This is a genomic window from Thermus sp. LT1-2-5 (assembly GCF_040363165.1).
In the GTDB taxonomy this organism is placed as follows: domain Bacteria; phylum Deinococcota; class Deinococci; order Deinococcales; family Thermaceae; genus Thermus.
In genome coordinates this window covers 132,096-145,894 of sequence record NZ_BSRG01000001.1, presented here as the reverse complement: position 1 = coordinate 145,894, position 13,799 = coordinate 132,096, and the positions used below count along the sequence as shown (strand labels likewise).

Here is a 13,799-nt window from a genome sequence, read left to right as displayed (position 1 = left end):
AGGACCGTAGAGGGGAAGCCGGATACGCCGTCCCATACGAGATCCCCTTCGTGCCGTGAAGCGAAGCGTTAACTACCCGTGAAATCCCCTGCTGGCCTCCTAGGTATAGATTAACGTCCGCGTGTCAACTTCCTGTGAAATCCGCACATCTCTCCTTCACGCTCCCTTCACATCCCCTAGCGTAGCCTGCCCCCGGAAGGGAGGTGAGAAGGATGAGGCTTGGTACTCTGGGCCCGTTGGTTCTGCTACCCCTCCTCCTTGGGGCGGCGGGCCCCCAAGCCTCGGTGCGGATACAGGTGATCCTTCCCGAACGGGCAGCCCTGGTGCTAGAGCCCCCGGCGGTAGGGGGTTGGAAGGCCGAACCGCTTTGGGCCAGCCGCGACGGCGGAAGTCCGCGGCAACCCCCTTACTGCCCCAGAAACCCCAGCGACCCCACCCTCTGCCTCCGGGACCCGGTGGTGGTCTTCGATCTCCGTTGCGCCACCTTGGGGCCGGTACCGCCCCACTGCGCCACCCTATACGGAGGGAACGGCCGCTTCCTGGACGAGGAGGGCCGGCCCTACCCCCCCTACCTCCTGGACGGGGAGGGCCGGGTGATCCCGGGCTCCAAGCGCTTCCCCCAGTTCTTCACCCACCCTTCCATGCGGCTTCACGTCTTCACCCAGCGGCGGCACTGGGCCTTGGAGGTGGCCTTTGAGGTGGAGCCCGCAAGCCCCGAGGGCCACGTTCTGGACGCCAGCCACTTCGCCGTGCACTCCATCCTCACGGGCCGGGGGGGCTTACCCCCCACGCCCCCTTGGAAATGTATGGCCTACCACCCCGACTGGGACCGCCCCCCCTCCCACCTCTGCCCCGCCCCCCAGGGGCCCCAGGGCGGAGTGCTCCTGGAGGAGGTGACGGACCACCCGGGGGGCTGGCAGTCCGTGACCCTGGGCATCAAGCTTCGCCTGGACGGCTCTGAAGCACCGGGGGAGTATGAAGGTTGGCTCGTCTACACCCTCACCCTGCTTTAGGCTCAAGGCTTTCGGCACGGTAGGCATGATCAAGGCGTTTAGGCAACCCAGCGGATAGGAGGTAAACCATGCGGAAGTGGCTCGTTGGTCTCTTGGCCCTGGCCCTCGCCGTGGGCTACGCCCAGGTGAACTTCCCCAGCGAGGGCGATCTGGACAGCGACGTGGAGGAGCTTTACGACGATAACCACGACCAGGCGGCGGTGAAGGAGAAGGTGCGGGTCATCATCCCGCCCCGCTACGCCCTCCACCTCACGGAGGACGAGTGGAACCTGGACCTTAACAACCCCCCTGAGGCCCCGGGGAACTACGCATATGATCCCAATAACCCCCAACCCCCCGCGGAGGGGTGCTACCTGGTGCCCAAGACGGTGAAGACCATCCAAGGCCTGATCCAATACTTCAATAGTGGCGGCGTCTTCCGCCCCATCGGCACCTACCCCGCCGCTAAGGACTACGACAACGACGGCATGTTGGAGAACGACGAGAAGGGCACCCTCATCTGCGTGAACCACAAGGTGCTCCAGAAGTTCTCCAATGACCCCGACGGGTGGCAGCTTTCCGTCTCCGTCACCGGCCAGCCCGCTAGCGGCTTCGGCTACTTCGGCCTGGCCGACTACACGAACACGACGCCCATGGGAGGCTTCTACACCAACCAGCTGCCCGTTGGCCCCGTGGCGGTGGCCCAGGGCCCAGGCACCACCAACGGCTGGCTGGACGACCTCATCGTGGAAGCCTTCTGGTTTGACGGGACGGAGCTGGACGGCACGTACACCCTCGACGTGACCTTCACCCTGGCGGGGCTCTAAGGAGGTGAGCCATGCGGTTTAGGAAGCTGAGCATCCTCGCTACCCTGGCCCTGATCGTGGGGGTTCAAGAGGGTTGCAACACCGCCCTCGCAGGCGAGGCCGTCAACGCGGGCGACCAGCAGGCCACGGTCACGGAGCGGATCAACCTCACCATCCCCCAGCGGGTGGCCCTCCACCTCACGGAGGACGAGTGGGTGGTGGACCTGAACAACCCCATCCCCGGGCAAAACGGAGAGGGGTGCTACCTGGTGCCCAAGGGGTACCAGGGTTCGCTGGAGCAGGCCATCCAGGACGCCTTGGATGGCGACTTTACCCCCATCGACACTTACCCCGCCATCAAGGACCTGAACGGCAACGGCCAGATTGACCCCGGGGAGAAGGGCACCCTCATCTGCCTCAACCAGAAGGTCCTGCAGAAGTTCTGCAACAACGGCGACGGGTGCGAGCTGGACCTCAAGGTAACCCGCACCCTGGGTGGCCCCACCTACGGCCAGCTCGGGGTGGTGGACCAAGCCCAAGACATCGGGCACTCCAGTTTCGTGCAGATCCAGCCCGGCTCTACCGACGACGGCGACCCCTTGGAACTCCTGAAGGTGCTCAACGCACGCCTTCCCGGGTGGCTGGACGACCGCATCATAGAGGCCTTCTGGTTTGACGGGACGGAACAGGCGGGCACCTACGAGTTCAACTTCCTCTTCCAGCTGGCGGCGCTCTAAGGCCCTTGGGGCTGCCCCCACTGGGGGGCAGCCCCTTTTTTGCCTAGAATGGAACCATGCGGAAACTCCTTCCCCTTCTAGCCCTCCTAACCCTGGCGGCCCAGGCCCAGACTGGGGTGGGGGTGAGCCCCCCCCGGGCCCTCTACCCGGCAACCCCGGGGGCCAGCCTCACGGGAAGCGTTCTGGTGGACCACCCGGGGCGAAGCGGCACCCTGCAGGTGGAAGTGGTCTTGCAGGACGTTCTCCTCCAGGCGGATGGGCGCCCCCTCTACCTGGACCCGGGAAGCCACCCCCGCTCCTTGGCCCGCTGGCTCTCCGTAAACCCCCTCACCTTTTTCCTCCAGCCCCAGGCCACCCAGGAGGTGCGCTACACGGTGCAGGTGCCGGGCGGCGTGGGGCCTGGCACCTACTGGGGGATCATCTTCTTCGAGTCGGCCCCGGCGGGGGCCCGGGAAGGCCAGGGGGGGCTAGGCATCCGGGTGAAGACCCGGGTGGGCCACGTGGTCTACGTGGAGGTGGGGCAGGTGACCCGCTCGGGGCGGATCCAAGGCTTCCGCTACCTGCCCCCAAGCCGGGAGGGCCCCGCCCAGGTAAGGCTTTCCTTCCAGAACACGGGCACGGGCCTGTTGCGCCTAAAAGGCCGGGTGGAGGTGCGGGACCTCCAGGGCCGCCCCCTAGCCCAGGCGGAGGTCCCCGAGACGGCCAGCCTCCCCGGGGCCACCCACGAGATTCCCGCCCCCCTCAAGGAGCCCTTGGCCCCCGGGCGCTACCTGGTGCTAGCGGTGCTGGACTACGGTAGCCCCAGCCTCATCGCAGGGGAAGGAAGGATTGAGGTGAGGTGATGCGTCTACTGGCCTTGGCCCTTGTCCTCGGCTTCGCCTGGGCCCAGGTGCCCATTGGGGTCAACCTGCCCGAGGGGAGCTCCCTCTCCCTGAGCGCCGAGGAGGTGGTGTTCGACCTGACCCAAGCCCCCTACCCTCCGCCCCAGTTCCCCTACGCCTACCCCCCCACCCGGCCCAGCGGGGCGCTCAGCCTGCGGCTTTTCACCAACCTCGAGGGCGGGTTTGCCCTCGAGGTAGAGGCCACACCCCTCCTCTCAGAAACGGGGGCGGAGATCCCAGCGGCCCAGGTGGAGTACCGCCTGAACGGGGGCCCCTGGATCCCCTTAGGCCCCAAGGTGATCCTCCTCACGGGGACCGGGCCCACCGCAGGCTACCAGACCTATGCCCTGGAGTTCCGCTTGGTGCTCACGGGGCAGGAGGTCCCAGGGACCTATCGGGGAAGCCTCCTCTTCACCCTGTCCCGCCTCTAGGCCATGCGGATTGTAGCCCTTCTCCTCCTCTTGGGCCTAGGGGTAGCCCTGGAGGCCCCTGAGGCCCTGGAGGCGCGCTCGGGGGAGTTCGTGAGCCTCCCGGTGCGGGGAGAGGGGCAGATCGCCCTCCTGGAAGTCCCCCCCGGCGTCATCCCCCTCACGGAAGAGGTGGAAGGGGAAGGAGTCTTCAACCTCCTCGTGGGGCCTGAGGCGCGGGCGGGCACCCACCTTCTCCGCCTGCGGGACGCCCGGGAGGAGCGAAGGGTGCGGCTCAGCATCCTCCCCCGGGCCGGGGTAGAGCTCCGCCTCCCTCCCGGCGGGGAAGGGGTGGAAGGGGAAACCCTTACCTACACCCTCCTGGTGCGCAACATCGGCAACGCCAAGGACCAAATCCGCCTGGAGGTGCGAAGCCTCCTCCCCGCCCGCCTCAACCCGGAGGTGGTGGAGCTGGAGCCGGGGGAGGCCAAGGAGGTGAGCCTAGAACTCCGCCTCACGGGGCGAAACCGGGACACGGCCACCCTCTTCGCCTATTCGAGCCTAGACCCCACCGTGCGGGCCTACGGGGTGCTGGAAACCCTCATCCAACCCTTCGCCGGAGCGGAAAGGCTTTCCCGGCAGGCCCTCCTCTACCGCTTCGGCCTCACGGGGCGCTATGGGCAAAGCGGCTTCGCCTATGCCCTCGGCCTCAATCTGTCTGGAGCGCTTTCCGACTACGTGCGGCTCGGCTCCCGCCTGGAGTGGGGCAAGGATCGCATGGTGGGAGAAGCGGGGATCTTCGGGGAAGGGTTTTTCCTCGGCTTTCGCGCCTACGAAGGGGTGTACCGCCTCGAGGGGGAGCTCGGACCCCTCCAAGCCTACGCCGCCTGGACCGCCGGTGGCCTGGGCCTGGGCGGGCTCTACCAGGAGGGCCCTTGGAAGGCGGCGGCCCACCTCTCCGCCTTGGGCCAGCGGTTTAGCGTGGGGTACACCTTCCAAGAAGGGGGCCTTGCCCTAACCCCTTACGGCCTCCTCTTCCGCCGAACGGACCCGGCAGGGGTGGTGGGGGGCGGAGGCCTGGAGGGCCGGCTAGAAAGCCCCGAGCTTAGCCTCTCGGGGCGGCTTGAGTACCTGGAAGGTTGGCGCTTTCACCTGGGCGGGGGCACCCGGCGGCAGGAGCCTTGGGGGGTCAAGGGGGACCTGGCGTACGCGGGGGGGCGCCTCCAGGCCTCGGCCCAGCTGGGCCACCGTTTGGACGAGGCCACCACCCAAAGCCTCTCCCTCCGGGCCGGGGATAGTGCGGGCGTGTTCTACACCCTGGCCTTCCGCCCCCCGGGCCAGCCCTTTTCCCTGGCAGGCACCCTGGGAAGCCAAGGGGGTTTGGTCCTGGGGGCTTCCGCCCGCTTCCGCGAGGGTGGGCTGGAGGTGGGCGGTAGCGCTAGCAGAACCCCGCAGGGCAACGCCTTCGGCCTCTATGCCGCCTACCGGGAACAGGCCTTCGCCCTGCAGGGAGGCTACAGCCAAACCCCTGACACCCGGCGCCTCCTCCTCCAGGGCCAGGGCAGCTTCCCCCCTTGGGAGCTGGGCCTAGCCCTAGGCTACGACGTCGACACGCGAACCGCGGACGCCCGCTTCGGGCTTGCGTACCGGGAGGGCATCCTCGGGTTTGGGCTCACGGGGAGCTACCAAGGGGGAACCCTCACCCTCCAAGTCCTGGGCGCGGTGGAGCTCAAGGGGGGCTTCGACACCCCGGAAGCGGTGGTGGCCCTCTTCGGAGGCCGGGCCACGGGCTTCGTGGCCGGGATGGTCTTCCACGACCGCAACCGGGACGGCCTAAAAGGACCGGACGAGCCCCCTTTGCCGGGGGCCAGAGTGCGGGTGGGGGCTTTAGAGGCGGTGGCGGACGGGGACGGCCGCTACCGCCTGGAACTCTATCCCGGCAGCTACCGCCTGGAGGTGGGGGGCCTCGAGGCCAACCTGGCCCTGCGCCGCCCGGTGGAGGTGCGGGTGGAACGGGGCCTAACCCTTCCCGTGGACCTTCCCGTGGAGACCGTGGTGGGGCTCCTGGGGCAGGTTTACCTGGACGAGAACCGCAACGGGACCCGGGACGAGGGCGAGCCGCCCCTCCCCTACGCCCGCATCCTGGTGCGGGGCGCCGAAGCCCGGCAGGCGGTGGCCGACGGCAGGGGGGTCTTCGTGGTGGGCGGGCTACTCCCCGGCCCCTACACCGTAAGCCTGGATCCAACTAGCCTGGATAAACTCCGGGAACCTGGGGAACCCCTCACCCTGGAACTCCAGCCCGGTCCCCTGCCCCAGGTCCTCCTGGCCGCCCGCCCGGTAGTGCGGGAGGTGGTGCGCACCCTCACGGAGGAGTCCTTAAGCGTGATCCTCCTCCCCTTGCCCAACCCCTTGCCCCCGGGGGCGGAACTCCCCCTCAAGGCCCAGGTGCAGGGGCGGCCCAGACGGGTGGTTGCCGAACTCATGGGACGGAGCTTCCCCCTAGAGGCCCTAGAAGAAGGCCTCTATGGGGCCTACATCCCCGTGGAGGGCACGGGGACCTTGGAGGTGCGGGTGGTGGCGGAAGGGGAAGGGGAGCGGGCCGAGGCCACGGCCTTCCTCACCCTGCGCCCGGGACCCCTGGCCACCCTCCAGGCTAGCCCCGCCCTCCTGGACCCGGGGGAAGAGGTCCGCCTCGAGGCCCGCCTGCTCCGCCGGGCTAGCCGGGTGGAGGTGCGCTTGGGCCCCTTGATTATCCCCCTGGAAAAAGTGGACGACCTCACCTACCGGGGCAACCTCCTTGCCCCCAAAACCCCAGGGGTCTACCCCCTGGACCTCTACCTGGACGGCCAGCCCGTCCACTCCACCCGCATCCGGGTGCGGGACTAGGGGAGCTCCTCCTTGCGGTTGGCGTTGAGGAACACCTTCGGACCAAACCGCCCCACCACCTCCTCCGCCGCCACCTGGGTGGCCCCCAAGGCCTCCATCACCCGACGCAGGAGGAAATCCCCCTCCCGGATCTGCCGCTCCACCTGGGGCAGGCAGTCCTTGTGGTAAAAGGCCATGAGGGGTTCCAGATGGCCCTCCGGGTTCACCGCCACCACCACCGGGTGGGGAGAGGCCTGGGCCTTTTCAAACAGAAACTCCCAGTAGGCCCGGGAGAGGAAGGGCAGGTCGCAAGCGGCCACCGCCACCCAGGGGTGGCGGGCAAGGGCCAAGGCGGTGTGCAGGCCGGAGAGGCTATCCGCCCCCGGCAGCAGGTCGGGGTGAACAGGAACGCCAAAGCCCTCGTAGGGGCGGTTCGCCACGATGAAGCGCTCCGCCGCCCCTTCCAGGCTTTCCAGAACCCAGGCCAAAAGGGGCTTTCCCCGGTAAGGGTATAGCGCCTTATCCTCCCCAAAACGCCGGGACCTCCCCCCTGCCAGGACCGCGCCGCTGTACACCATCCCAGTCTAGAGCATTTCCGCAAGCCGCGCCGCCAAAAGGGGTGCGTACAGGAAGCCCGTGGAACCAAGGCCAGTAAAGGCGTACCCCCCTTCCACGGGAAAAAGGTAAGGGAAGCCCCCCAGGCGGAAACGCACCCCCCGCCAGGCGGAGGCCACCTGGGGCCGGTAGCCCACCAAAGCCTCCGCCCCCGAAAGCAGCCACTCCACCTCCCCTTCCGTGGGGGGCGGGGGGTCCGGGCCCTCCTCCTGGGGCAGGTAGCTTCCCCCCAGGGCGCTTCCCGCCAGGTAAACGCGGTAGCTTATGGCCCGGGGGAAGTAGTCCAAGAGGGTAAGGACAAGGCCGGGAACGTGCCGGCCCAAAAGGCCCAGGAGGTGCGCCCCCCGCCCGCCCCCGGCGTAGACCAAAACCTCCCCCCGCACCCGCTCGCCCCCTTCCAGCAACAGGTAAGGCGGGTCCCAGGCCACCACCTTGCGGCGAAGGAGGGAAAGGCCTTCCGCAAGCTGTGCCAAGAGGGGCCTGGGCTCCAGCCAAAAGGCCTCCTCCAGCACCACGCTTTCCCCTTCCCAGCGGTGCCGCAGCCCTCCAAGCCGCTTGGCCACCTTGTCCCGCTCCCCCTCGGGCACGGGGCGGTAGACGCCGAGGTGTAGGGGCACATAGCGGCCATAAAAGGCAAGGGCCGCCTCGAGGGCCTTTTCCCCTTCCTCGGCCAGGGTGAAGCGCCGCCCCCGCAAGGGGTTCACCAGGGCCACGGGCGGGCGGCTCGCCTCCCCCAAGCCTTCCGCCACCACCAAAACGGACCGCCCCTGCTCCCAAAGGAGGCGGGCCAGGGTGAGCCCCGCCACCCCAGCCCCCAGGACCACCACCCCGGCTTCCCGCATCAGAAGCGGTACCCTTCCCCCTCCTTGCGGCAAAGCCCCCGGGCAGCCAGGCCCTCCAAAAGCGCCCTCGCCTCCCCTTCGTCCATGTAGGCGGAGAGGTCATGGGGGCGCAGCAGACCACCCCGCCGCCAGGCCTCCTTCATGGCAAGCCGCTCCAGGGCCGCTTGGGTAGGCCCGCGTCGCAGCATCTGAGCCTGCCAGCGGGCCACCCCCAGGTAGGCCAAAACCCCAAGGCCCAGGGCGAGAAGAAACCCCCAGGCGGCAAAGCGGAACCCCGCCCAAAAGAGAAGAAAGAGGGCCAAGGCGGCGCTGAGGGGCAGGACCGGGCCCACATTGCCTCCCTAGGCCACGGGCAAGGGGATGGGCGCGGGCTCCCTCGCCCCCACCACCTCCCCGAAGAGAAGGTGGGGCGTGGCCTGCTTGATCTCCACCTGGTACAGCCCGGGGGTGGGGGCCTGGGCCGCGGGGATCAGGACCGGGTGGTTCCCCCGGTCATGCCCCTGGACGAAGCCCTCCTCCTTGGCCTCGCCCCGCACCAGGACCTCCACGGTCTTCCCCACCCATTCCAGGTTGCGGCGGTAGCTCCACTCCTTTTGCTTCTCAATAAGCCGCTGTAGCCGCTCCACTTTCACCTCCCGGGGCAGGTCCTGGAAGTGCTTGTAGGCAGGGGTACCGGGGCGGGGGGAGTAGATGAACATGTAGGCCTGGTCGTAGCCCACCTCGTCGTAGAGGGAAAGGGTTTCCTGGAAATCCTCCTCGGTTTCTCCGGGGAAGCCCACGATGATGTCGGTGGAAAGCACGGCGTCAGGCAATACCTCCCGGATGCGCCGGATTCTCTCCAGGTAGTGGGCCCGGCGGTACTCCCGGGCCATGCGCCGGAGCACCCGGTCGGAGCCCGACTGCACGGGAAGGTGGATGTAGCGGCAAATGGCGGGGGTGTCGGCGATGGCCTCGAGGATGTCGTCGGTGAAGTTCACCGGGTGGCTGGTGAGGAAACGCACCCGGGGAATGCCCATCCGCCCCACCATCCGCAGTAGTTCGGCGAAGCTGGGGTAGCCCGGCTGGTCCTTACCGTAGGAGTTCACGTTCTGGCCCAGAAGGGTGATCTCCACCACCCCCGCCTGCTTCAAAAGCTCAATCTCCTTGAGGATGAGGTCGGGATGGCGGGAAACCTCGGGGCCCCGGGTGGTGGGCACGATGCAGTAGGTGCAGTGGTGGTTGCACCCGCGGATGATGCTCACGTGGGCGGAAAGAGCCCCCTTAGGGGGCGGAGGGATGTAGTCTAAAAGATCGTCCCGGAAGGTGAGGTCGTAGAAGCGCTCGTTTTGCTTCAGGGCCTCGGGCAAGGAGGTGAGGGCCCCAGGGCCCAAGAGGATGTCCACCCCGAACTTCTTGGCCATCTGCTGGCCCTCGTCCAGCTGGGCCAGGCAGCCCATCATGCCAATGAGGAGGCCCCGCTTTTCCTTCTCCTTGCGGAGCTGGCCCAAAAGGGAGCGCACCTTTTCCACGGGCTTGCCCCGCACAGCGCAGGTGTTCACCAAGACGAAGTCCGCCTCCTCCACCGTGTCTACCAGCTCCCACCCCAGGCTCACCAGTTCGCTGGCCACCAGGTGGGAGTCATACTCGTTCATCTGGCATCCGTAGGTAATGATGTGCGCGCGCATACGCCTCCTAGGGCTACCGGGGGGATCCCGGACCCTGCGCTCCCCAGTGTAGCAGCCCTCAGGCCGCCCTTAGTAGCGAAGCACCCGGCGTAAGGCGGCGAGGACCCTTTTAGCGTTGGGGCGGTAGAAATGCTCTACGGCGCTAAAGGGCGGGTAGGGGGCGTCGTAGCCCGCCACCCGCACCACGGGAGCCTGGAGGTAGTCTATGGCCCCCTCGGCGATGCGGGCGGCGATCTCCGCCCCGAAGCCCCCGGTGCGCATGGCCTCGTAGACCACCACAGCCCGGCCCGTTTCCCGGACGGCGGCGAGGAGGGTGTCCTCGTCCAGGGGCACTAGGGTTTCCAAGTCCACCACCATCACCTCTACCCCTTCCCTAGCCGCCACCTCCGCCGCCTCCAGCATCACCTCCACCATGCCCCCGTAGCCGATGAGGGTGGCGGCTTTCCCCTCCCGCAGGATGCGGGCCTTCCCTAGGGGGAGGGTGTAGTACCCCTCGGGGACCTCCGCCCGCACCCCCCGGTAGAGCTTGATGGCCTCGAGGAAAAACACGGGGTCCGGGTCCTCAAGGGCGGCGAGGAGGAGGCCCTTGGCCCGTTCGGGGCTGGAGGGGATAACCACCTTCACCCCGGGGGTGTGGCCGAGGATGGCCTCGGGGGAGTCGGCGTGCTGCTCGGGGGTGTGCACGCCCCCGCCGTACGGGGCCCGCACCACCACGGGAAGCCCCACCCGGCCCCGGCTGCGGTGCCGCCAACGGCCCAGGTGGGAGAGGATCTGGTCTAAGGCGGGGTAGAGAAAACCGGCGAACTGGATCTCCGCCACGGGACGCATCCCCCCCATGGCGAGGCCGATGGCCAAGCCCAGGATGCCGCTTTCCGCCAAGGGGGTGTCGAAGACCCTGTCCTCCCCATACTTGGTCTGAAGGCCCTCCGTCACCCGGAAGACCCCCCCGAGCCGCCCCACGTCCTCCCCAAAGACCAGGACCCGCTCGTCCCTGGCCAGGGCCAGGTCCAAGGCCTCGTGGATGGCCTGGACAAGGTTCAGGACGCGCATCAGCCCACCTCCTCCAGGTGGAGGCCCCGCCTCAAGGCCTCCCACACCCGCTTTTGGTCCGGCCCCATCTCGGCATAGACGTGCTCCACGATCTCCTCGGGCCGGGGCTCGGGAGCGCTGTCCGCCAGGGAAAGCTCCCGCCCGAACTCCTCCTCCAGCTCCTCAAGAAGCGCCTTTTCCCTCTCCTCGTCCCAAAGCCCCTTGTCCTCCAGGGCCTTCCTCAGGCGGAGCACGGGGTCTTTTTGCCGCCAGGCCTCCTCCTCCTCCTTGCTCCGGTAGCGGGAGGGGTCGTCGGAGGTGGTGTGGGGGGCGAGGCGGTAGGTGAGGGCCTCGAGGAGGGTTGGGCCCTCCCCCTTCCGCGCCCGTTCCACCGCCTTCTTGGCCTCCAGGTACACGGCGAAGGCGTCGTTCCCGTCCACCACCACCCCGGGCATCCCGTAGCCTTCGGCCCTTTGGGCGATATAGTCCACCCGCATCTGCCGGCTTTTGGGGACGCTGATGGCGTAGCCGTTGTTCTGAACCAGGAAGACCACGGGGGCCCGGAAGACCGCGGCGAAGTTAAGCCCCTCGTGGAAATCCCCCTCGCTGGTACCCCCGTCCCCGATGCTGGTGGCCACCACCCATTCCTCCCCCCGGTAACGCCCCGCCAAGGCCAGCCCCACCGCCTGGGGAATCTGGGTGGCAATGGGGATGTAGGGGTTCACCGCCCGCACCCCCTCAGGGAAGCGCCACCCTGCGGGGTGGGCCCGCCAGTAAAGGATGAGGGTGTGGATGGGAAGCCCCCGGGCGAGGAGCAGGGCGCTTTCCCGGTAGCTGGGCACCACCCAGTCCCCCTCCCCCAGGGCCAAGGCCACCCCCACCTGGGCCGCCTCCTGGCCCATGAAGGGGGCATAGACGCCAAGCCGCCCCTGCCGTTGCAGGGTCAAGGCCTTTTCGTCAAAAAACCGGGCCCGCCGCATGGCCCGGTAAAGGGCGAGGGCCTCCTCCGCCCCCAAGGGGAACTCCCCCCGATCTAGGTACCGCACCACCTTAAGCTTCACGGGGGGAGTTTACCACACGCCCAAGCCGCTCTAGGGCGAGGATTAGCTCCTCCTCGCTTTTGCAGAAGGCGAAGCGGAAGAGGTACGGGGGCGGGTCCTCCCGGTAGAAGGCGGAGGCGGGGATGAGGGCCACCCGGGCCGCCTCCAGGAGGGCGAAGGCCTCCCACCCAAATAGCTCGGCCATGAGGAAGTAGGTGCCCTCAGGGAGGTAAACCCTAAGCCCCAAGGCCCTTAGGCCCTCCCAGAGGAGGTCCCGCCGCCTGCGGTAGCTTTCCCGCAAGGCCTCGTAATAGCCTTCCCGCCGCGCCACCCGCAAGGCCTCCGCCACCCCCGCCTGCAGGGGGGTAGGGGCGGAAAAGCTTGTCCACTGGCGCATACCCGCCAGGGTGGGGGCGTACTCGGGGGGGCCCACGACCCAGCCCACCCGGTAGCCCGTGGCCTCGAGGCGCTTCCCCGCACTCCCCACGGTGAAGGTGCGCTCGGGGGCGAATTCCCGCAGGCGCTTTGGCCTTTCCCCAAAGTAGAGCTCATCGTAAACCTCGTCCGACACCAAAAAGAGCTGGTGCTTCCGGGCCAGGGCGGCGATGGCCCTAAGCGCCTCCTCCCCGAAGACCAGGCCCGTGGGGTTCATGGGGGTGTTGAGGAGGATGGCCCGGGTCCTCGAGGTGATGGCCCTCTCCAAAGCAGCGAGGTCCAGGCGGAAGCCCTCCGGGGTCAGGTCCAAGCGCACAAGCCGCGCCGTTGCCCCCGCCAAGAAGGCGTCGGGGAGGTAAACGTCAAAGAAGGGCTCCAGGACCACCACCTCCTCCCCTGGCCCCACAAGGCTCTGCAGGAGGACATAAAGCGCTTCCGTGGCCCCGGAGGTCACCACCACGCCCTCCGGGGCCACGCCAAACTCCTCCGCCAGGGCCTCCCTGAGGGCGGGAAGCCCCGCCGGGGGCGCATACTGGTCGTGGGTGCCCAAGGCCTTGCGCACCGCCTCCAGCAAAAAAGGAGGCGGGGGGTTGGAGGGGAAGCCCTGCCCCAGGTTCACGGCGCCCAGCTCCCGCGCCAGGGCGCTCATCTTGGGGAAGATGCTCTCCTTGGCCGCCTGGGTCCGGGGGTGGAGTTGCATAACTATGAGTTTAGCCCGCCATGCGCAGGAGGGCGAGGAAGCTTTCCAAGTCCAGGCTCGCCCCGCCCACCAGCCCCCCGTCCACGTTGGGCATGGAGAGGAGGTCGGCGAAGTTCTTGGGGTTCACGCTTCCCCCATAAAGGATGCGCACCCGCCCGGCAAAGCCCTCCCCGAACCGCTCCGCCAAGGCCTGGCGGATGGCCCGGTGCATGGCCTCGGCGTCCTCGGGGGTGGCGTTCCTGCCGGTGCCGATGGCCCACACCGGCTCGTAGGCGATGACGAGGCGGTCAGGGGAAGGGGGCTCCACCCCTTCCAGGCTCGCCCGGAGTTGGGCCAGGGTGTAGGGCACCGCCTCGCCCCGTTCCCGCACCTCCAAGGGCTCCCCCACGCAGAGGATGGGGGTGAGGCCCTCCTCCAAAAGCCGCTTCGCCTTCTCCGCCACCAGGGCGTCGGTTTCCCCGTGGTAACGCCGCCTTTCCGAGTGGCCCACGATGGCGTAGCGGCAGCCCAGGTCAGCCAGCATCCGGGCCGAAACCTCCCCCGTGTAGGCCCCTTCCCGGTGGGCGGAGACGTCCTGGGCCCCGTAGGCCACCTCTGTCCCTCCAAACACCTCCTTGGCGGCGGGAAGCATGGGGTAGGCGGGCAGAAGGGCCACCTCCGCCTGCAAGGGAGGCAGGAGCCTCTTTAGCTCGGCGAACCAGACCCGGGCCTCCGAGGGAACTTTATGCATCTTCCAGTTGCCTGCCACCAAAACGCGGCGCATGGGGCCATCCTAACAAACTCCCG

14 protein-coding genes are annotated in these 13,799 nt (G+C 68.2%); 6 read left to right on the top strand and 8 right to left on the bottom strand.

The genetic code is table 11. The features are described 5' to 3' along the window. Nucleotides 1-212 precede the first annotated feature (212 nt). From ABXG85_RS00755 to ABXG85_RS00730, 6 genes are all read left to right on the top strand, one after another. Nucleotides 213-1,013, top strand: coding sequence for a hypothetical protein (locus ABXG85_RS00755; protein WP_353511826.1), 801 nt, complete (start codon nucleotides 213-215; stop codon nucleotides 1,011-1,013). A 68-nt stretch (nucleotides 1,014-1,081) separates the two neighbouring features. Continuing rightward, nucleotides 1,082-1,819, top strand: coding sequence for a hypothetical protein (locus ABXG85_RS00750; protein ID WP_353511825.1), 738 nt, complete (start codon nucleotides 1,082-1,084; stop codon nucleotides 1,817-1,819). Between the two features lie 11 nt (nucleotides 1,820-1,830). Continuing rightward, nucleotides 1,831-2,535, top strand: a complete 705-nt coding sequence (locus ABXG85_RS00745; protein ID WP_353511824.1) for a hypothetical protein — start codon at nucleotides 1,831-1,833, stop codon at nucleotides 2,533-2,535. 56 nt (nucleotides 2,536-2,591) lie between these two features. Further along, complete coding sequence (locus tag ABXG85_RS00740; RefSeq protein WP_353511823.1) at nucleotides 2,592-3,377, top strand: P pilus assembly protein, chaperone PapD; 786 nt, start codon at nucleotides 2,592-2,594, stop codon at nucleotides 3,375-3,377. Continuing rightward, nucleotides 3,377-3,847, top strand: coding sequence for a hypothetical protein (locus ABXG85_RS00735; protein ID WP_353511822.1), 471 nt, complete (start codon nucleotides 3,377-3,379; stop codon nucleotides 3,845-3,847). The genes ABXG85_RS00740 and ABXG85_RS00735 overlap by 1 nt, the downstream gene beginning before the upstream one ends. 3 nt (nucleotides 3,848-3,850) lie before the next feature. Next, nucleotides 3,851-6,709 (top strand): hypothetical protein, encoded by a 2,859-nt coding sequence (locus ABXG85_RS00730; protein WP_353511821.1) that lies wholly within the window; start codon nucleotides 3,851-3,853, stop codon nucleotides 6,707-6,709. Here the strand turns inward: ABXG85_RS00730 and ABXG85_RS00725 are convergent. From ABXG85_RS00725 to tpiA, 8 genes are all read right to left on the bottom strand, one after another. Continuing rightward, nucleotides 6,706-7,263: a molybdenum cofactor guanylyltransferase gene (locus ABXG85_RS00725; RefSeq protein WP_353511820.1), complete on the bottom strand. Its 558-nt coding sequence runs from the start codon at nucleotides 7,261-7,263 to the stop codon at nucleotides 6,706-6,708. The genes ABXG85_RS00730 and ABXG85_RS00725 overlap by 4 nt on opposite strands. A gap of 9 nt (nucleotides 7,264-7,272) precedes the next feature. Beyond that, nucleotides 7,273-8,148 carry an FAD-dependent oxidoreductase gene (locus ABXG85_RS00720; RefSeq protein ID WP_353512059.1) on the bottom strand — a complete coding sequence of 292 codons (876 nt, stop codon included), beginning with the start codon at nucleotides 8,146-8,148 and terminating at the stop codon, nucleotides 7,273-7,275. Continuing rightward, on the bottom strand, nucleotides 8,145-8,477 hold the full coding sequence (locus ABXG85_RS00715) for a hypothetical protein (protein ID WP_353511819.1): 333 nt from the start codon (nucleotides 8,475-8,477) through the stop codon (nucleotides 8,145-8,147). The genes ABXG85_RS00720 and ABXG85_RS00715 overlap by 4 nt, the downstream gene beginning before the upstream one ends. 9 nt (nucleotides 8,478-8,486) lie before the next feature. Next, nucleotides 8,487-9,809 carry a tRNA (N6-isopentenyl adenosine(37)-C2)-methylthiotransferase MiaB gene (gene miaB / locus ABXG85_RS00710; protein ID WP_353511818.1) on the bottom strand — a complete coding sequence of 441 codons (1,323 nt, stop codon included), beginning with the start codon at nucleotides 9,807-9,809 and terminating at the stop codon, nucleotides 8,487-8,489. Between the two features lie 69 nt (nucleotides 9,810-9,878). Continuing rightward, on the bottom strand, nucleotides 9,879-10,859 hold the full coding sequence (locus tag ABXG85_RS00705) for an alpha-ketoacid dehydrogenase subunit beta (RefSeq protein ID WP_353511817.1): 981 nt from the start codon (nucleotides 10,857-10,859) through the stop codon (nucleotides 9,879-9,881). Then, nucleotides 10,859-11,899 carry a pyruvate dehydrogenase (acetyl-transferring) E1 component subunit alpha gene (pdhA, locus tag ABXG85_RS00700; RefSeq protein WP_353511816.1) on the bottom strand — a complete coding sequence of 347 codons (1,041 nt, stop codon included), beginning with the start codon at nucleotides 11,897-11,899 and terminating at the stop codon, nucleotides 10,859-10,861. Before pdhA ends, ABXG85_RS00705 begins: the two co-directional genes overlap by 1 nt. Continuing rightward, the gene (locus tag ABXG85_RS00695; protein ID WP_353511815.1) at nucleotides 11,889-13,013 is read right to left on the bottom strand and encodes a pyridoxal phosphate-dependent aminotransferase; all 1,125 of its coding nucleotides are present in this window, start codon (nucleotides 13,011-13,013) and stop codon (nucleotides 11,889-11,891) included. Before ABXG85_RS00695 ends, pdhA begins: the two co-directional genes overlap by 11 nt. 10 nt (nucleotides 13,014-13,023) lie before the next feature. Next, entirely contained in the window at nucleotides 13,024-13,776 is a 753-nt protein-coding gene (tpiA, locus tag ABXG85_RS00690; protein WP_353511814.1) for a triose-phosphate isomerase, read from the bottom strand. Nucleotides 13,777-13,799 lie beyond the last annotated feature (23 nt).